The organism is Paraburkholderia sp. BR14312 (genome assembly GCF_040948675.1).
In the GTDB taxonomy this organism is placed as follows: Bacteria; Pseudomonadota; Gammaproteobacteria; order Burkholderiales; family Burkholderiaceae; genus Paraburkholderia; species Paraburkholderia nodosa_A.
This window is the reverse complement of sequence record NZ_JBFPKI010000002.1, coordinates 459,115-477,008: the sequence shown is the minus strand read 5'-3', so window position 1 is coordinate 477,008 and position 17,894 is coordinate 459,115. Positions and strand designations below refer to the sequence as shown.

Annotated in this window: 16 protein-coding genes; 6 read left to right on the top strand and 10 right to left on the bottom strand. The window is 64.1% G+C overall.

Annotated features, from left to right (window positions below; translation table 11 throughout):
• Positions 1-22 precede the first annotated feature (22 nt).
• From AB3X98_RS08030 to AB3X98_RS08005, 6 genes are all read right to left on the bottom strand, one after another.
• The gene (locus tag AB3X98_RS08030; protein WP_368604049.1) at positions 23-1,039 is read right to left on the bottom strand and encodes a HoxN/HupN/NixA family nickel/cobalt transporter; all 1,017 of its coding nucleotides are present in this window, start codon (positions 1,037-1,039) and stop codon (positions 23-25) included.
• Between the two features lie 48 nt (positions 1,040-1,087).
• The gene (locus tag AB3X98_RS08025) at positions 1,088-1,594 is read right to left on the bottom strand and encodes a cupin domain-containing protein (protein ID WP_368604048.1); all 507 of its coding nucleotides are present in this window, start codon (positions 1,592-1,594) and stop codon (positions 1,088-1,090) included.
• 140 nt (positions 1,595-1,734) lie between these two features.
• Positions 1,735-3,843: an elongation factor G gene (fusA, locus tag AB3X98_RS08020; RefSeq protein WP_342948498.1), complete on the bottom strand. Its 2,109-nt coding sequence runs from the start codon at positions 3,841-3,843 to the stop codon at positions 1,735-1,737.
• 312 nt (positions 3,844-4,155) lie between these two features.
• Entirely contained in the window at positions 4,156-4,674 is a 519-nt protein-coding gene (locus AB3X98_RS08015; protein WP_368604047.1) for a DUF192 domain-containing protein, read from the bottom strand.
• A gap of 233 nt (positions 4,675-4,907) precedes the next feature.
• Positions 4,908-5,108, bottom strand: a complete 201-nt coding sequence (locus AB3X98_RS08010) for a hypothetical protein (protein WP_028213393.1) — start codon at positions 5,106-5,108, stop codon at positions 4,908-4,910.
• Positions 5,109-5,452: 344 nt separating this feature from the next.
• Complete coding sequence (locus tag AB3X98_RS08005) at positions 5,453-6,034, bottom strand: pseudouridine synthase (protein WP_368604046.1); 582 nt, start codon at positions 6,032-6,034, stop codon at positions 5,453-5,455.
• Positions 6,035-6,377: 343 nt separating this feature from the next.
• Here AB3X98_RS08005 and icd point away from each other — a divergent pair, with 343 nt between their 5' ends.
• The 3 genes from icd to AB3X98_RS07990 all read left to right on the top strand — a co-directional run bounded on the left by icd (position 6,378) and on the right by AB3X98_RS07990 (position 9,891).
• Entirely contained in the window at positions 6,378-7,634 is a 1,257-nt protein-coding gene (gene icd, locus AB3X98_RS08000; RefSeq protein WP_368604045.1) for an NADP-dependent isocitrate dehydrogenase, read from the top strand.
• 93 nt (positions 7,635-7,727) lie between these two features.
• Positions 7,728-8,156 carry a hypothetical protein gene (locus tag AB3X98_RS07995; protein WP_368604044.1) on the top strand — a complete coding sequence of 143 codons (429 nt, stop codon included), beginning with the start codon at positions 7,728-7,730 and terminating at the stop codon, positions 8,154-8,156.
• Positions 8,157-8,286: 130 nt separating this feature from the next.
• A complete protein-coding gene (locus AB3X98_RS07990; protein WP_368604043.1) occupies positions 8,287-9,891 on the top strand; it encodes a multicopper oxidase family protein in 1,605 nt (534 codons plus the stop codon).
• A 79-nt stretch (positions 9,892-9,970) separates the two neighbouring features.
• Here the strand turns inward: AB3X98_RS07990 and cspD are convergent, their stop codons facing one another.
• Complete coding sequence (cspD, locus tag AB3X98_RS07985) at positions 9,971-10,177, bottom strand: cold shock domain-containing protein CspD (RefSeq protein ID WP_017776809.1); 207 nt, start codon at positions 10,175-10,177, stop codon at positions 9,971-9,973.
• Positions 10,178-10,785: 608 nt separating this feature from the next.
• On the opposite strand from cspD, the gene clpS reads away from it, so the two are divergent.
• The 3 genes from clpS (at position 10,786) to AB3X98_RS07970 (ending at position 15,025) form a co-directional block, all read left to right on the top strand.
• The gene (clpS, locus tag AB3X98_RS07980) at positions 10,786-11,100 is read left to right on the top strand and encodes an ATP-dependent Clp protease adapter ClpS (RefSeq protein ID WP_028213389.1); all 315 of its coding nucleotides are present in this window, start codon (positions 10,786-10,788) and stop codon (positions 11,098-11,100) included.
• A complete protein-coding gene (gene clpA, locus AB3X98_RS07975; RefSeq protein ID WP_069262762.1) occupies positions 11,097-13,388 on the top strand; it encodes an ATP-dependent Clp protease ATP-binding subunit ClpA in 2,292 nt (763 codons plus the stop codon). Before clpS ends, clpA begins: the two co-directional genes overlap by 4 nt.
• A gap of 221 nt (positions 13,389-13,609) precedes the next feature.
• Positions 13,610-15,025 carry an amino acid permease gene (locus AB3X98_RS07970; protein ID WP_368604042.1) on the top strand — a complete coding sequence of 472 codons (1,416 nt, stop codon included), beginning with the start codon at positions 13,610-13,612 and terminating at the stop codon, positions 15,023-15,025.
• A gap of 54 nt (positions 15,026-15,079) precedes the next feature.
• Here the strand turns inward: AB3X98_RS07970 and dut are convergent, their stop codons facing one another.
• The 3 genes from dut to coaBC all read right to left on the bottom strand — a co-directional run bounded on the left by dut (position 15,080) and on the right by coaBC (position 17,860).
• Entirely contained in the window at positions 15,080-15,526 is a 447-nt protein-coding gene (dut, locus tag AB3X98_RS07965; RefSeq protein WP_342948503.1) for a dUTP diphosphatase, read from the bottom strand.
• A 32-nt stretch (positions 15,527-15,558) separates the two neighbouring features.
• Positions 15,559-16,563: an LLM class flavin-dependent oxidoreductase gene (locus tag AB3X98_RS07960; RefSeq protein WP_342948504.1), complete on the bottom strand. Its 1,005-nt coding sequence runs from the start codon at positions 16,561-16,563 to the stop codon at positions 15,559-15,561.
• Between the two features lie 67 nt (positions 16,564-16,630).
• A complete protein-coding gene (gene coaBC / locus AB3X98_RS07955; protein WP_342948505.1) occupies positions 16,631-17,860 on the bottom strand; it encodes a bifunctional phosphopantothenoylcysteine decarboxylase/phosphopantothenate--cysteine ligase CoaBC in 1,230 nt (409 codons plus the stop codon).
• Between the last annotated feature and the right edge of the window lie 34 nt (positions 17,861-17,894).

Sequence of the window (17,894 nt, the reverse complement as noted above, 5' to 3'; positions counted from 1 at the left end):
TCGTGAGAGGGGCGCGAGTGTCCTAGCGGGCCGCGGCGGGCCGGCGCCAGCGATGGAACAGCACCGAGCCGATCCAGCAGGCGATGAATGCCGCAACGATGCCGTAGCCCAGTTCGCCGAAGCGCTCGTTCAGACCTGCGATGAGCGTCCACGCGCCGCCGCTCGCGCCGAGCTTGTCGGCGATGAGCCCGAGCGCTTCCACGCCGCCGATCACGATCGCCACGAGCGCCGAGACGAACGTGATGCTCGCGTTGTAGTAGAGCTTGCGCCTGGGATCGTCCATCGCCCAGCCGTAGGCGTGGACCATCAGCACGTTGTCGGTGGAATCGACGAGCGTCATGCCCGCCGTGAAGAGCGCGGGGAACACGAGAATCGAATACATCGGCAGGCCCTTGCCCGCTTCGGCGGCGGCGATGGCGAGCAGGCCGATTTCGGTGGCCGTGTCGAAGCCGAGGCCGAACAGCACGCCCACGGGGTACAGATGCCAGCTTTTCGTGACGAGCGCAAAGAGCGGCCTGAGCGCGCGCGAGAAGAGGCCGGCTGGCGCGGGTGTATTCGAGGCGGCGGCGAGCGCTGCGTCGTCGCCTTGCTGCGCGCGGCGGTAACGCATCCACACGTCGCGCAGGATCACGAGGTTCACACCCGCGAGTACGAGCAGGAACGTCGACGAAACGAGCGTGCCGATGGTCGAGCCGATCTCGTGGAACTGCTCGAAGCGGCCATGCAGCGAGAGCGCCGTGAGCGCGATGCCGAGCGTGGCGACGATCACGACCGTCGAATGGCCGAGCGAGAACGCGAGTCCCACGCCGAGCGGGCGCTGGCCCTGCTGCATGAGCTTGCGCGTGACGGCGTCGATGGCGGCGATGTGGTCGGCGTCCACCGCGTGACGCAGGCCGAAGCCGTAGGCGAGCAGCGCCGTGCCGAGCAGCAGCGGATAGTGGCGAAACGCGATCAGCGCCCACGCCCACGCGCCGAGGTTGGCGGCGATGAGCGCGGCATAGAGCGGAATCAGGCGGGCGCGGAGCGAGGCGGCGGGCATCGTCAGTGGATCATTGCGTCGTGGTAGGCGGAACGGGCTGCCGCGCGCTCAATGGTCGTGCGGATGACGGTGGATGGGATCGACCCAGTACACGGTTTCCGGCGCTTCGACGGCGTCGATGTTCAGGTTCACCACCACGGCCTCGTTGTCGCTGCGCACGAGCACGCATTCGAGCGGATCGTCGGTGCTGGCGTTGATCTCCTGGTGCGGGACGTAGGGCGGCACGAAGATGAAGTCGCCCGGGCCCGCCTCGGCCGTGAACTCCAGATGTTCGCCCCAGCGCATGCGCGCGTGACCGCGCACGACGTAGATCACGCTTTCCAGCGCGCCGTGATGATGCGCGCCGGTCTTCGCGTTCGGATGGATCGTCACCGTGCCCGCCCAGATCTTCTGCGCGCCCACGCGCGCCGCATTGATCGCGGCCGCGCGGTTCATGCCGGGCGTTTGCGCCGTGTTCGTGTCGAGCTGGTCGCCGCGTATCACCTTGACGCCGTTTTCGCGCCAGTCGATCGGTGCGTCGTCGTGAGGATGCTCATGATCGTGTTCGTGACTCATCGTCGTGTCTCCTTGACTGTGACGGCGCAGCGTCATCGCCGCATTGTGGCATGGTCAAAATTGCGCCGCGCGCAAGCAAAAAAGCCCGTCCGCAGGGGACGGGCTTTCGTGTGCACAGCAACGCCTGCACGTCGCCGACTTTACGTCTTCTTCGCGTTGATGACCGCTTCGGCCACGTTCTGCGGGGTTTCTGCGTAGTGCTTGAACTCCATCGTGTAGGTGGCGCGGCCTTGCGTGAGCGAGCGCAGCGACGTGGAGTAGCCGAACATCTCCGAGAGCGGCACTTCGGCGCGCACGATCTTGCCGCCGCCGCCCGCGATGTCCTCCATGCCCTGCACGATGCCGCGACGGCTCGACAGGTCGCCCATCACGTTGCCCATGAAGTCCTCGGGCGTCTCCACTTCCACGGCCATCATCGGTTCGAGCAGGATCGGCTTCGCCTTGCGCATCGCTTCCTTGAAGGCCATCGAACCGGCCATCCGGAAGGCGTTTTCGTTCGAGTCCACGTCGTGGTACGAGCCGAACGTGAGCGTGACCTTCGTGTCGACCACCGGGTAGCCCGCGAGCACGCCTGCCTTGAGCGTTTCCTGAATGCCCTTGTCGACCGCCGGGATGAACTCGCGCGGAATCACGCCGCCCTTAATGGCGTCGACGAATTCGTAGCCCTTGCCCGGCGTCTGCGGTTCGAGCGTGATGACGGCGTGACCATACTGGCCGCGCCCGCCCGACTGCTTGACGAACTTGCCTTCCACATCTTCGACCTTGTTCTTCACGGTCTCGCGATACGCGACCTGCGGCTTGCCGACGGTCGCCTCAACGCCGAACTCGCGTTTCATGCGGTCGACGAGAATTTCGAGGTGCAGCTCGCCCATGCCCGAGATGATGGTCTGGCCGGACTCTTCATCGGTCTGCACGCGGAACGACGGGTCTTCCTGCGCGAGGCGATTGAGCGCGATGCCCATCTTCTCCTGATCGGCCTTGGTCTTCGGCTCGACGGCCTGCGAGATCACCGGCTCGGGGAAGATCATCCGTTCGAGCACGATGGCATGCGCCGGATCGCAGAGCGTGTCGCCCGTCGTCGCTTCCTTCAGGCCCACGGCCGCGGCGATGTCGCCCGCCCGCACCTCCTTGATTTCCTTGCGCTCGTTCGCGTGCATCTGCAGGATGCGGCCCAGGCGCTCCTTCTTGTCCTTGGTCGCGTTGAGCACCGTGTCGCCCGAATTCACCACGCCCGAATAGACGCGGAAGAAGATCAGCTGGCCGACGAACGGGTCGGTCATGATCTTGAAGGCGAGTGCGGAGAACGGCTCGTCATCGCTCGGGTGGCGCTCGATCTCCTTGTCGTGGAGGTCGTGGCCGAGAATCGCGGGCACGTCCACCGGCGAGGGCAGATAGTCGATCACAGCGTCGAGCATGGCCTGCACGCCCTTGTTCTTGAACGCGCTGCCACAGAGCATCGGCACGATCTCGTTGGCGATCGTGCGCTTGCGCAGGCCGCCCTTGATTTCCTCTTCGGTCAGGCTTTCGTGATCGTGAAGGTACTTTTCGAGCAGCGTTTCGTCGGCTTCGGCGGCGGCTTCGACCATCTTCTCGCGCCACTCGTGCGCGAGCTCGACGAGATTCGCGGGAATGTCCTCGTACTCGAACTTCACACCCTGGCTCTCGTCGTCCCAGACGATCGCCTTCATCTTCACGAGATCGACCACGCCCTGGAAGTGATCTTCCGCGCCCACCGGAATCTGGATAGGCACGGCCACGCCCTTCAGGCGCTCGCCGATCTGCCGCTGCACGCGGAAGAAGTCCGCGCCCACGCGGTCCATCTTGTTGACGAACGCGATGCGCGGCACCTTGTACTTGTTCGCCTGACGCCACACGGTTTCCGACTGCGGCTGCACGCCGCCCACGGAGTCGTACACCATGCACGCGCCGTCGAGCACGCGCATGGAGCGCTCGACCTCGATCGTGAAGTCCACGTGCCCCGGGGTGTCGATGATGTTGATGCGGTGTTCGGGGTAATTGCCGGCCATGCCCTTCCAGAACGCAGTGGTCGCGGCCGAGGTGATCGTGATGCCGCGTTCCTGTTCCTGCTCCATCCAGTCCATGGTCGCCGCGCCGTCGTGAACCTCGCCGAGCTTGTGATTCACGCCGGTGTAGAAAAGGATGCGCTCGGTCGTCGTGGTTTTGCCGGCGTCGATGTGAGCGCTGATCCCGATGTTGCGATAGCGCTCGATGGGGGTCTTGCGAGGCACGGTGATCTCCTTGGAATGACGCGCCATGGAAGCTGCCGGGCGGCACGCGGCGCGGCCAGCGCGCGGCCCGATGCGCCGCATGAGCGCGCCCTGGTGGCACGCGTCATGCGGGGGATTTATAGGATAGCGCTTGCGCGCCGGTTTTGCAGGGCGTATGCCGCGGCGCGGGAAGCGGCGACAGCGCTGTACAGCGGCGCCAGTCGGTGCGCCGGCGGGCAGGCGGGCGCAAAAAAAGCCGGCGCCGCGTACGTGCGGGGCCGGCTTGCGCTTTTCGCGCAGCGCGCGAATGGCGCGCGCTGGGACAACGCGCGCTTACTGCAGCGGCGGCAGTCCCTGAATCTTCATGCCGGGCTTGATGCCCTTCGCCGTGAACCAGCCCTTCGGCATTTCGAGCGCGAAGACGCCGTTGTTGCGCGGGCAGTGGTTGTTGGTCGTTTCGGCCTGCATCTCGTCGATGTCGGTGATCGTACCGTCGGCGCGAATGAACGCGATCGACAGCGGGATCAGCGTGTTCTTCATCCAGAAGCAGTGCACGGCGTTTTCGCCGAACACGAACAGCATGCCTTCATTGGGCCCGAGCTGCGAACGGTACATGAGGCCTTGTTCACGGTCCGCGTCGTTGGCGGCGACCGCTGCGTCGATCACGAACATGCCTGCCGTGAGCTTCACGCGCGGAAATTCGCCCGGCTGCCTGGCGCCCGGCGGCATCTGCTGCGCCTGCGCGATGCTCGACGTGGCTGTCGCGGTGAACATGAGCGCCGCGAAAGCGGCCAATGGCAATGCGACGACAAGCGCGCAGCGCACGAAGAACGAGCGCAGGGAAAATCGCACGAGAGACTCCTTGCTGTAGGTTAATCCGCGCATGTTACGCGACCAGGTCAGAGCGGGTCAAAATGCGCGGCGCGGTTCACGTCATCGACGTGATACGGCGAGCGTGCGTGACGAAAAAATGGCTAAAAAAACAGGCAGCCAAACAAAAAGGCAGAACGCCTTGCAGCGCTCTGCCTTTCGTCGCGCTGAAGAACGGCAACGCGTGCCGCTTCTTCATGCGTCTTACAACAAGCTTACTCCGAAGCTGCCGAAGCGGCTTCAGCCTTCGCTGCCTTCTTGTGCGACGACTTCTTGTGGGCCTTCTTGTGCGACGACTTGTGAGCAGCCGAAGCAGCAGCAGCCGGAGCAGCCGAAGCAGCTTCCGGAGCCGAAGCTTGTGCGAATGCAGCCGATGCGAAGAGACCAGCGACCAGAGCAGCGATCAGTTTGTTCATGTTGTGAATCCTCAAGCTTGAGTTAATTAACCAAGTGACCCGGTTTTTGGAGTCAGGTCGGTAAACGTGCCATCCACCTTTCGGTTGACAGTCGCTTTCTACAAATTCGCGTGAATTTGATTCTTGCGTCTGCCAGCGGTCGGGACCGCACATTGCTGCGAGGACCCTGAAGGCTAAATGCCGGATAGCTTCTGGCGGCATCTGCGTCGAATAACGCATGGTCTCGCGAGACGGTTGACGCAATCTTTTCATTTGCTTCGTAACGAGACGCAACAGAAAGGTGCGGGACGTGCCGCGTCATTCGGAAAAAAATGATCAGCACGCGAAAAGTGCTTGCACAACAATCACTTGTGTTTGTGAGGGGTGGTTTGCCAGGGCGCATTGGTGGGCACGTCGATGCTTTCGCCGGGAGCGAGGCCAAGCGAAAAAATATCGAGCGCGCCAATCGCGACGCGTACGAGCCGCAACGTTGGATAGCCCACTGCCGCGGTCATGCGTCGCACCTGCCGGTTCTTGCCTTCGCTGATCGCAATCTCGACCCACGTGGTGGGTATCGACGCGCGATAGCGAATCGGCGGATTACGCGACCAGAGATTGTCGGGCTCAACAATGATTCTTGTTCGACACGGCTGTGTCACGAAGTCACCGAGATCGACGCCGCGTTCGAGTGCGGCAAGCGCACCCGCATCGGGTTCGCCTTCCACTTGTGCCCAATAGCGCTTCACGAGCTTGCGTTTCGGTTCGGCAATGCGCGCTTGCAAGGCGCCGTCGTCGGTGAGCAGCAGGAGACCTTCGCTATCGGAGTCGAGCCGGCCCGCGGGATAGACGCCCGGTACCTTCACCCAGTCTGCGAGAGACTGACGTGTTTCGTGCGGCGAAAACTGACAGATGGTGCCGAACGGTTTATTGAGGGCGATTAAACGCATGACAGGGCGACGGGGACGAATAGATGACGGGCTGGCGCCGAGATCTTAATGCATATTACGTTACGCGGTTTGCTATGTCTTATATAAGATATAAGACACGAGCGGAACCGATCACCCATCGGGGCGCAAGCGGCTTGCCTTGCGCCGGCGGTCGTGTGAAGGGCGCGCCACGCATGCGCGAGGCGTGGGCTAGAATAGCCGCCAGATCCTCACGCCGACGGGCTGTTCGCGCCACCAAGGCAAGCCGCCCGCTCTCGCCGGGCGAACAGGCTTCGCCGCCGCCGCGAGCCGCCGAGCGCGCGTCACACCCGCTACAACAGCCTTGCCCTTACTGGAGTCGATCATGCCGTATCAGCACATCGTGGTTCCGACCGGCGGTGAAAAGATCACCGTCAATCCGGACTTCTCGCTCAACGTCTCGGACCAGCCGATCATCCCGTACATCGAAGGCGATGGCACGGGCGTGGACATTACGCCGGTCATGCTGAAGGTGGTCGATGCGGCAGTCGAAAAGGCCTACGGCGGCAAGCGCAAGATTCACTGGATGGAAATCTACGCGGGCGAGAAGGCGACCCGCGTCTACGGTCCCGACGTGTGGCTGCCCGAAGAAACGCTCGACGTCGTGAAGGAATACGTGGTGTCGATCAAGGGGCCGCTCACGACGCCGGTGGGGGGGGGCATCCGCTCGCTCAACGTCGCGCTGCGCCAGCAGCTCGATCTGTACGTGTGCCTGCGTCCCGTGCAGTACTTCAAGGGCGTGCCCTCGCCGGTGCGCGCGCCGGAGAAGGTCAACATGGTCATCTTCCGCGAGAACTCGGAGGACATCTATGCGGGCATCGAATGGCCTGCGGAGTCCGAAGGCGCGAAGAAGCTCATCAAGTTCCTGCGCGAAGAGATGGGCGTGGCGAAGATCCGCTTCCCGGAGAGTTCCGGCGTCGGCGTCAAGCCTGTGTCGCGCGAGGGCACGGAGCGTCTCGTGCGCAAGGCGATCCAGTATGCGATCGACAACGAGCGCCGCTCGGTCACGCTCGTGCACAAGGGCAACATCATGAAGTACACCGAAGGCGCGTTCCGCGACTACGGCTATGCGCTCGCGCAGAAGGAGTTCGCAGCGGAACTGATAGACGGCGGCCCGTGGATGAAGATCAAGAATCCGAAGACGGGCGGCGACATCGTGGTCAAGGACGTGATCGCCGATGCTTTCCTGCAGCAGATCCTGCTGCGCCCGGCCGAATACGACGTGATCGCCACGCTGAACCTGAACGGCGACTACATTTCCGACGCACTGGCGGCCCAGGTGGGCGGCATCGGTATCGCCCCGGGTGCGAATCTTTCGGACTCCGTGGCGATGTTCGAGGCGACGCACGGCACGGCCCCCAAGTATGCGGGCAAGGACTATGTGAATCCGGGCTCCGAAATTCTCTCGGCGGAAATGATGCTGCGTCATCTCGGCTGGTTCGAAGCGGCCAACCTCATCATTGCTTCGATGGAGAAGTCGATTCTGCAAAAGCGCGTGACCTATGACTTTGCGCGTTTGATGGAAGGGGCGACGCAGGTGTCGTGCTCGGGCTTCGGGCAGGTGATGATCGAGAATATGTAGGCACAAGACGGTTCATCGCTGTCCCGGCAGAAAAAACCGGCAGACCGAAAGTTCTGCCGGTTTTTTATCCGGCTCGCCGCAAATTCGTCACGAATGGACGGGCTAGCCGACTTCGATCAGTCCGTGCGCTATCATGGCATTGGTCAATCGAGTCACTCCGCGGTTTCGTTCATCGTGCCAGTCGTCTATCGCTTCCTTCTCGTCTGCCTGCTCGCGCTGCTTTCCATGCGCGGCGCGATGGCGTGCGAGCACACGCAGCACGATGCAATGGCCGCGCACGTCGCACTCACGCCGCACGTCGTCGCGGATCGTTGCGCCGCGACGAGCAACCGTCGTCACGGCTCGCATTCCAGTTGTGGCGCGAGTTGCTGTGTCGCGGGCTGCTGCGCGCATTGCAGCGTGCCTTCTGCCGTGACTGCATTCGACGCGCAAACCGGCGCCCGTTCCACGCTTGTCGTGCTTCCCGCGGCCTTGCGTGCCGGCATTACGCACGCGCCTCCTTTGCCTCCTCCCATCGCCTGAGCCGGGCCGCTCGCTACGGGCGGCGTACTGCGCTCGCGCTTTTTCGCGAGCAAAACGACTCCCGCGCGCCAGGCGTGCGTGTTATCGCGCGTCGCGTGCCAGGCATGAACGAGGTATGAGGATTTCATCGATGAAACGAAGAGCATTTCTATCCGGCGCGTTGAGCGCCGCCACCGCGACCCTGTTCGCGCGCCGCGCATTCGCACAAGATGCGGGCGATGCGATGCACGCCATGCACGGCATGACGGACATGCCGTCGATGTCGGGCGGCATGATGCACGCGCAAGGGCCGCTTGCGCCTGCCGATGCGTTGCCCGCCGGCGCGCCGCTTGCCGCGCTGCGCACGCTCGCCAATCAGAGCCGGGAGCCGGGCCTGTTTCGCGCGACGCTCGTTGCGCAGCCCGCGGCGCGTGCGCTCCTGCCCGGACAGCCGCAAACGGTCTTCTGGCAATACGACGCGCTCGCAGCGGCCGAAAACGACGGCCCGGTCATCGGCCCGATGATCAACGTACGCGAAGGCGACACTGTCGAAATCACCTTCGTGAACCGGCTGCCGCAGCCTTCGACGATTCATTGGCATGGCTTGCCCGTGCCGCCCGATCAGGACGGCAATCCCTCGAAACCGGTCGCGCCGGGTGAGCAGCACGTTTATCGCTTCACGCTGCCGCAGGGGAGCGCGGGCACCTACTGGTATCACCCGCATCCGCACATGCTGAGTTCGGAGCAGGTGTTCCGGGGACTGGCGGGCCCCTTCGTCGTGCGCGCCGCCGATGATCCACTCGCGTCGTGGCCCGAGCGGCATCTGTTTGTGTCCGACCTGAAGCTCGCGGCAGACGGCGCGATTGCCGCGAACGGCATGATGGACTGGATGAACGGTCGCGAAGGTCAGTACGTGCTCGTCAACGGCGCTCGTCAGCCGCACATCGAGGTCGTGCGCGACGAGCGCTGGCGCGTCTGGAATGGCTGCAACGCGCGCTATCTGCAACTCGCCTTCGACGACGGTCGCGCCTTCACGCAGGTGGGCACCGACGGCGGGCTGCTGGGCGCGCCGCGCGAGGGCGTCACCTCGCTGTTGCTCGCGCCGGGCGAGCGCGCGGAGCTGATCGTGCGCGCGGGGCAGGGCGCCTCGCGTGCGTCGCTGATTGCCGCGCAGTACGACCGCCACAAGATGGCGATGACGCACGGCAGCTTGCCCGCGGGGCCATCGCTGATCCTCGCGAGCGTTGGCTTCGCACCGGCGAGCGCGACGCAATCGGCACTGCCGTTGCGCCTGCGCGAGATTGCGCCGCTCGTATCGTCAGGTCTTCTAACGGTCCCGAAAAAGAGCGTGGTGTTCAGCGAAGCGATGGACATGAAAGCGATGCACGCACCGGGTGCCTCAGCGCAGCCCATGCCGCGCGGCATGCGATTCATGGTGAACGGGGCGGTATTCGATCCGGCGCGCGTGACGCTGGCGAGCCGGCGCGGGGAAGTCGAGCACTGGACGATAGCAAACGGCACGGACATGGATCATCCGTTTCATCTGCACGGTACGCAATTTCAGGTGCTGGCGCGCGAGCGTGGCGGTGTACGCAATGAGGAGGAACTGCTGGCATGGCGCGACACCGTGAACGTGCGGCGCGGCGAAACGGTGCACATCGCGACCGTCCAGCACGAGGCGGGAGATCGCATGTTTCATTGCCACATCCTCGAGCACGAGGATCTCGGCATGATGGGTACGTTGCGGGTGAGCTAGCACGCGAACGTTAAAAAACCATGACACCAAAAAGAAACCCGGCCGAAGCCGGGTTTCCAAGGTACGGGTACCGAACAGATCAGGCTGCTGCCTGAATGTTCGATGCCTGTTTACCCTTCGGGCCTTGCACGACCTCGAAGCTCACCTTCTGCCCTTCTTTGAGGGTCTTGAAGCCATTCATTTGAATAGCCGAAAAGTGAGCGAACAGGTCCTCACCGCCTTCATCCGGCGTAATGAACCCGAAACCCTTCGCGTCGTTGAACCACTTGACCGTACCGGTTGCCATACCAACTTCCCCTGTAACTCATGTCACTACCACGAGCAGTTCGAAAAGCTAAACGATCGCGGTGCGATCGCCCCCTCCTCACAAGCTCACCAACGGCATTTTTTCGAATTTAAGGCGGTTGAAAAAAGTGCCAGCTTGATTGTTGAGGGTCTTTAATCTGCTGTCAAGAATATTTTGAGACGGTCCTTGACACGTTGTAAAGAGCGCATTTCCAGGGTTTTTCCTGCTTTTCGCCGACGCTGAGCACCGGTGCATAAAGCAGGTGCAGGACAGCGTCTTGAAAAATCGCGCAGGTGACGCATATGCGATGCACCGCACCATGTAATCTGACACTGAGCGTGCGGGCGCCTACAGTCTGAGCGTGCGGGCGCCTACAGTCGCTTCCCACGGCAACGGCAAGGTTGTGCGATACTCGATTCAACGGTGGCGTGAAAGCTGCTGAGAGCAGGATTGTGTACCGGCCCCGCAGCCGGTCCAAGGGATCGGAGCCGGGCCAGGGCGCATGAATTGCTTGCAGCGGGTCGCAGGTCGGGAGCGCCGGGTTCACCGGCCGGCCGGTCAGGTTACGGCAGGATTGCGGGCCTGTCCGAGTTGTTTAGAATGGGTGTATGGCGATTATCCCGGACAAGCAGGATTCAACCGTACTGGAGCGGCAGGAGCAAAAGGTCAAACCGCCCTCCATGTACAAGGTCGTGCTAATGAATGACGACTACACGCCGATGGAATTCGTCGTGATGGTCGTGCAGGAATATTTCAATAAGGACCGCGAGACCGCAACGCAGATCATGTTGAAGGTCCATCGCGAGGGCAGGGGTGTTTGTGGGGTCTATACGCGGGACATCGCGTCGACCAAGGTTGAGCAAGTCGTTACCCACGCACGGCAGGCCGGGCATCCGCTGCAGTGTGTGATGGAGGAAGCATGATTGCCCAGGAACTGGAAGTCAGCCTGCACATGGCGTTCATGGAAGCACGTCAGGCACGGCACGAGTTCATAACGGTCGAGCATCTGCTGCTGGCGCTGTTGGACAATCCAACAGCGGCGGAAGTGCTGCGCGCGTGTGCCGCCAATATCGAAGACCTGCGACAGAACCTGCGCAACTTCATTCACGACAATACCCCTACGGTGCCCGGCACGGATGACGTCGATACGCAGCCGACGCTCGGGTTCCAGCGCGTGATCCAGCGCGCGATCATGCACGTTCAGTCCACTTCCAACGGCAAGAAGGAAGTGACGGGCGCGAACGTGCTGGTCGCCATCTTCGGCGAGAAGGACTCGCACGCGGTGTATTACCTGCAGCAGCAGGGCGTCACACGTCTGGATGTCGTGAATTTCATTTCGCACGGTATCGCGAAGACGGGCAGCGGCGAAGCCGCCAAGGCCAGCGACGCGAATGCCGAAGCCGAAGACGCCGCCGGCCAGAAGGAAACCCCGCTCGCCCAGTTCACGCAGAACCTGAACCAGATGGCGAAGGACGGCCGGATCGATCCGCTCATCGGTCGCGAACTGGAAGTGGAGCGCGTGGTGCAGGTGCTGTGCCGCCGCCGCAAGAACAATCCGCTGCTCGTGGGCGAGGCCGGTGTCGGCAAGACCGCGATCGCGGAAGGGCTCGCCTGGCGCATTACGCGCGGCGAAGTGCCGGATATTCTCGCGGATGCCCAGGTCTACTCGCTCGACATGGGCGCGCTGCTGGCGGGCACGAAATATCGCGGCGACTTCGAGCAGCGCCTCAAAACGGTGCTGAAAGAACTGAAAGAGCGTCCGCACGCCATTCTGTTCATCGACGAAATTCATACGCTGATCGGCGCGGGCGCCGCGTCGGGCGGCACGCTGGATGCGTCGAACCTGCTCAAGCCGGCGCTCTCGTCGGGCACGCTCAAGTGCATCGGCGCGACGACGTTCACGGAATACCGCGGCATCTTCGAGAAGGACGCGGCGCTGTCGCGGCGCTTCCAGAAGGTCGACGTGGTCGAGCCGACCGTCGAGCAAACCGTGGCGATCCTGCGCGGACTGAAGTCGCGTTTCGAAGAGCATCACGGCGTGAAATATTCGTCGGGCGCGCTGAACGCGGCGGCTGAACTGTCGGCGCGCTTCATCACCGACCGTCACTTGCCCGACAAGGCAATCGACGTGATCGACGAAGCGGGCGCGGCCCAGCGCATCCTGCCGAAGTCGAAGCAGAAGAAGACCATCGGCAAGAGCGAGATCGAGGAAATCATCTCGAAGATCGCGCGCGTGCCGGCGCAAAGCGTGTCGCAGGACGATCGCAGCAAGCTGCAAACGCTCGACCGCGATCTCAAGGCCGTGGTGTTCGGCCAGGACCCGGCCATCGACGCGCTCTCGGCTTCGATCAAGATGGCGCGCGCGGGTCTCGGCAAGACGGACAAGCCGATCGGCTCGTTCCTGTTCTCGGGCCCGACCGGCGTCGGCAAGACCGAAGTGGCGCGCCAGCTCGCGTTCACGCTCGGCATCGAGCTGATCCGCTTCGACATGTCGGAGTACATGGAGCGCCATGCGGTGAGCCGTCTGATCGGCGCGCCGCCGGGCTATGTCGGGTTCGACCAGGGCGGTCTGCTCACCGAAGCCGTCACGAAGAAGCCGCACTGCGTGCTGCTGCTCGACGAAATCGAGAAGGCGCACCCGGACATCTTCAACGTGCTGCTGCAGGTGATGGACCACGGCACGCTGACCGACAACAACGGTCGCAAGGCGGATTTCCGCAACGTCATCATCATCATGACGACGAATGCGGGCGCCGAGGCAATGAACAAGTCGACGATCGGCTTCACGACCCGGCGCGAGCAGGGCGACGAACTGGCCGATATCAAGCGCCTGTTCACGCCCGAGTTCCGCAACCGGCTCGATCAGACGATCAGCTTCCGTGCGCTCGATGAGGAAATCATCATGCGCGTGGTCGACAAGTTCCTCATGCAACTGGAAGACCAACTGCACGAGAAGAAGGTCGACGCGGTCTTCACCGACGCGCTGCGCAAGCATCTGGCCAAGCACGGCTTCGACCCGCTCATGGGCGCGCGGCCGATGCAGCGCCTGATCCAGGACACGATCCGCCGTGCGCTCGCCGACGAACTGCTGTTCGGCAAGCTCATGAACGGCGGCCGCGTGACCGTGGACGTCGATGCGGAAGACAAGGTCCAGCTCACGTTCGACGAGCAGCCGGCGCCGCGCAATCCGGAAGCGGTGGAAGTGGAGTAAGCGGCAGCGCTACGGCGCCAACAGCCTTCAGGTAAGACGGCGCAGTCCGAAAGGACTGCGCCGTTTTTCTTTGGCGCCGGCGGGTAGAGACGTTGCGCCGTGACGCACAGGCGCGCCCGCCGTTTGCCGGCAATCAGCCGGTAAAATGCACGTTTGTCCGCCGTCGGCGTCTTTTGATGCGCGGCGCTGAGTAGCGTCTCGCGCGTAGCAGGGGTGTAACAGTGGTACCACGTAAATCGGGCGCGTTCGAAGCCATCGTCGAGCGCGAACAAGGGCTGCGTCAGGGCTTGTCCGCCGGGCAGATGACAATGATCGCCATCGGCGGCGCAGTCGGCACCGGACTCTTTCTCGGCAGTGGCTTCGCGATCTCTTTTGCCGGTCCGGGCGTGCTGATCTCCTACGCGATCGGCGCGCTGATCGCCTTGCTATTGATGGGCGCGCTCGCCGAGATGACCGTCGCGCATCCCGTATCGGGCTCGTTCGGCGCGTATGCCGAGCACTACATCGGGCCGCTCGCCGGCTTCGTCGTGCGCTATGCGTACTGGTCGGCGTACGTGCTGGCGGTGGGCACCGAGGTCGCCGCAATCGCCGTCTACATGAAATTCTGGTTTCCCCACGTGCCGGGGCTCTACTGGATCGTCGGATTTTCAGCAGCGCTGATCGTTGTGAACGCAATGAGTGTGCGCGCGTACGGAACGATCGAATATCTGTTTTCGAGCCTCAAGATCGCGGCCATCGTTGCGTTCATCGTGCTGGGCGCATGGTTCGTATGGCGCGCGCCAGCCGGCTCCGGCGTGGGCTTCGCGAACTACACGTCGCACGGCGGCTTGCTGCCGCGAGGCTGGTGGGGCGTGTGGGTGGGGACGATCGTCTCGCTCTTCAGCTACCTGGGCGTAGAGACAATCGCCGTGGCGGCTGCCGAGGCGCAGGACCCGCAGCGCGCCGTCACGCGCGCGTTTCGCGCGACCGTGCTGCGCCTCGTGCTGTTCTACCTGCTCACGCTCGCGCTCATGCTCGCCATCGTGCCGTGGACCCAGGCGGGCGGCAACGAGAGCCCGTTCGTGAAGGTCATGGCCGCAACCGGCGTGCCTTACGCGGCGGGTGCGATCAACTTCGTCGTGCTCGTGGCGGCGCTCTCGGCCATGAACAGCCAGCTCTACATCACCACGCGCATGATGTTCAGCCTCTCGCGCGCGGGTTACGCGCCGGCGGCGTTCGGGCGCCTCACGCGTCACGGCGTGCCGACGGCAGCGCTTTCGCTGTCCACCATCGGCATTGCGGTGGCGGCCGTGCTCAACGCGCTCTGGCCGCAGGCAGCGTTCGCGCTGATGATGTCGATCGCGATGTTCGGCGCGATGTTCACGTGGTTCATGATCTTCGTCACGCAGATCTTTTTCCGCGTGCGCCAGGCGCGCGAAGGCGGCGCGCCGCTCGCGTTTCGCATGTGGGGCTTTCCGTTCACGAGCGTGCTGGGCGCGCTGTTGATGCTCGGCATTCTCGCCGGCACGGCCTTCACGCGCGAATTCCGCATGACGCTCGCCTATGGCCTCGCGTTTCTCGCGGTGCTCGTCGTGGTGTATGCGCTCTGGTATCGTCGGCGTCCCGGCGCGGCGCAGCGAACCGAAGCCTCCGTCTAAACGCAAAAAAGCACGCCAAGGCGTGCTTTTTTGTTGTCGGCGCAGCCGCCTGGATCAGTGCTTGCCCGTGCTGCCGAAGCCGCCCGCGCCGCGCTCGCTCGCCTCGAAGTCGTCGACGACGTTGAACTGCGCCTGCACGACCGGCACGATCACGAGCTGCGCAAGGCGCTCGAGCGGGTTGAGCGTGAAGGTGGTGTGGCCGCGGTTCCAGGTCGAAATCATCAGTTCGCCCTGGTAGTCCGAGTCGATCAGGCCGACCAGATTGCCGAGCACGATGCCGTGCTTGTGGCCGAGGCCCGAGCGCGGCAGGATCAGCGCCGCGTAGCCGGGATCGGCCACGTGGATGGCGAGGCCCGTCGGCACGAGCTTCGTTTCGCCCGGTTCGAGCGTGATCGGCGCGTCGAGGCACGCGCGAAGGTCGAGGCCGGCGCTGCCCGGCGTGGCGTAGTGGGGCAGCTGGTCGCGCATGCGCTCGTTCAGGATCTTGATGTCGATTTTCATGAAGTCAGGATGAGGGGGCGGTGGTGGATCGCTCAGGCGCGAGGTAGCTGGAAGGCCTCGGCGAGCAGTTCATAAGAGCGCAGACGAGCCTTGTAGCTGCCCGCAACGGTCAGCACGATCAGTTCGTCGGCGCGAAAGTTGTCCTTGATCGCGAGAAGGCGCTCCGTGACGCTCTCGGGCGTACCGATGACGCTGCGCGGCTTCTCGCGGTCGATCACGATCTGTTCGCGCTCGCCGTACTCCTGCGCGCGCCCCTGCTCGAGGCTCGGGATCGGCGCATTCAGTCCGTAGGCCATTTGCACGCGCCGCAGATCGACGGCCTTTTCGAGGTCGGCGGCTTCCGCTTCGGTGTCGGCGCAGATGGCGAACACGGCGCACGCGAGATACGGCTTCGCTTCGTGGCCCGGCTTGAAGCGGTCGAGATAGGCCTCGGCCACGAGATGCCCGAAGTGCGCGTTGATGAAGTGCGCGAACGAGAAGCGCAGCCCGAGCTTCGCGGCGAGGTTGCCGCCGAAATCGCTCGAGCCGAGCACCCAGAGCTGCGGGCGCGTCTGGATCTGCGGCTGCAGCACGACGCCGCTCGCGAGATGATCGGCGGGGAGCGTGCCGTCCATCAGGCCGACGAGATCCTGCACTTGCTGCGCGAACTGGTCGCCGCGGTTGTACGTGCCCGCGGCCACGGCCTGCGCCGTGCGCATGTCGCCGCCCGGCGCGCGTCCGACACCGAGATCGACGCGTCCGGGAAAGAGCGCTTCGAGCATCATGAACTGCTCGGCGACCTTGAAGGGGCTGTAATAGGGCAGCATGATGCCGCCCGAGCCGATCCTGATGCGCTTCGTGACGCTGCCGAGGCGCGCGAGCATGACTTCTGGGCAGGGGTTGCACACGCCCAGCAGGCCATGATGCTCGGCGCACCAGTAGCGCGTGTAGCCGAGGTCGTCGGCGAGCTGTGCAAGCTCGATGGTGGCGGCGATGGCGTCCGCCGCACTGTGCCCGGCGATGACGGGCGACTGGTCGAGTACGGAAAGCAGTGTCATGGCAGTACTGCTCCTTGCCTGGGTTCGCGGCGCCGCACGCCGGCACGCGGGTGCGCCGGCGCGCGCGTCACGAGATGATGCTCGGGTCCGGCAGACGCCGCGCGATTTCGGCGACGAGCGTCTGCGCGAGCGCCTGCTTGGCCGCGCGCGGCAGCGGCTTGCGGCCACCCGCCTCGAACAGCACGACTTCATTGTCGTCCCGACCGAAGGTGAGCGGGCCGAGATTGCCGATCAACAGCGGCACCTTCTTGCGCGCGCGCTTTTCTTCGCCATGCACGTCGAGGTCGCCGCTTTCGGCGGCGAAGCCCACGCAGTACGGCGGATTCGGCAAGGCCGCGACCGAGGCGAGGATGTCCGGGTTCTCGACGAACGTGAACGTCGGCATGCGGTGCTCGGCCGTCTTCTTGATCTTGTGTTCGGCGACGTGATCGACCCGCCAGTCGGCCACGGCCGCCACGCCGATGAAGACATCGGCGTCGGTCGCGGCGCGCATGACCGCGTCGTACATCTGCTGGGCGGTCTGCACGTCTTCGCGATACACGCCCCACGGCGTTTCCAGCGCGACCGGGCCGGCGACGAGATGCACCTCGGCGCCCGCCTGCTGTGCGGCGCGCGCGAGCGCGAAGCCCATCTTGCCGCTCGAGCGGTTGGTGATGCCGCGCACGGGATCGAGCGGCTCGAAGGTCGGGCCGGCGGTGATCAGGAGCTTGCGGCCCGCGAGCACCTTCGGCGCGAAGAACGAGACGATCGCCTCGTACACGGCCTCGGGTTCGAGCATGCGCCCGTCGCCGATCTCGCCGCACGCCTGCGGACCGGAATCGGGGCCGAGCGTTTCGATGCCGTCCGCGCGCAGTTGCGCGACGTTGCGCTGCGTGGCCGGGTTTTGCCACATCTGCCGGTTCATCGCGGGCACGACCAGCAATGGACAGTCGCGCGCCACGCACAGCGTGGAGAGCAGGTCGTCGGCGAAACCGTGGGCGAGTTTGGCGAGGAAGTCGGTCGAGGCCGGCGCGATGACGATGGCGTCCGCTTCGCGCGAGAGGTCGATGTGCGCCATGTTGTTGGGCACGCGGCCGTCCCACTGGCTCGTGTAGACGGGGCGGCCCGAGAGCGCCTGCATGGTGACCGGCGTGATGAACTGCGTGGCGGCCTCGGTCATCACGATCTGCACGGTCGCGCCGGCCTTGGTCAGCAGGCGCGTGAGCTCGGCGATCTTGTAGCAGGCGATGCCGCCCGTCATGCCGAGCACGAGGTGGCGGCCGGCCAGTTCGCCTGGGTTTGCAGCGGACGTGTTCAAGTCACAGCTCCTATGTCGACCAGAGTTGGCGCTT

Coding starts and splice junctions, on each gene's coding strand:
- AB3X98_RS08010 (WP_028213393.1), bottom strand. CDS start 5,108: ATGAACAAACTGATCGCTGCTCTGGTCGCTGGTCTCTTCGCATCGGCT.
- AB3X98_RS08025 (WP_368604048.1), bottom strand. CDS start 1,594: ATGAGTCACGAACACGATCATGAGCATCCTCACGACGACGCACCGATC.
- clpA (WP_069262762.1), top strand. CDS start 11,097: ATGATTGCCCAGGAACTGGAAGTCAGCCTGCACATGGCGTTCATGGAA.
- cspD (WP_017776809.1), bottom strand. CDS start 10,177: ATGGCAACCGGTACGGTCAAGTGGTTCAACGACGCGAAGGGTTTCGGG.
- icd (WP_368604045.1), top strand. CDS start 6,378: ATGCCGTATCAGCACATCGTGGTTCCGACCGGCGGTGAAAAGATCACC.
- AB3X98_RS08005 (WP_368604046.1), bottom strand. CDS start 6,034: ATGCGTTTAATCGCCCTCAATAAACCGTTCGGCACCATCTGTCAGTTT.
- clpS (WP_028213389.1), top strand. CDS start 10,786: ATGGCGATTATCCCGGACAAGCAGGATTCAACCGTACTGGAGCGGCAG.
- dut (WP_342948503.1), bottom strand. CDS start 15,526: ATGAAAATCGACATCAAGATCCTGAACGAGCGCATGCGCGACCAGCTG.
- AB3X98_RS08030 (WP_368604049.1), bottom strand. CDS start 1,039: ATGCCCGCCGCCTCGCTCCGCGCCCGCCTGATTCCGCTCTATGCCGCG.
- AB3X98_RS07990 (WP_368604043.1), top strand. CDS start 8,287: ATGAAACGAAGAGCATTTCTATCCGGCGCGTTGAGCGCCGCCACCGCG.
- AB3X98_RS07995 (WP_368604044.1), top strand. CDS start 7,728: ATGGACGGGCTAGCCGACTTCGATCAGTCCGTGCGCTATCATGGCATT.
- AB3X98_RS07960 (WP_342948504.1), bottom strand. CDS start 16,563: ATGACACTGCTTTCCGTACTCGACCAGTCGCCCGTCATCGCCGGGCAC.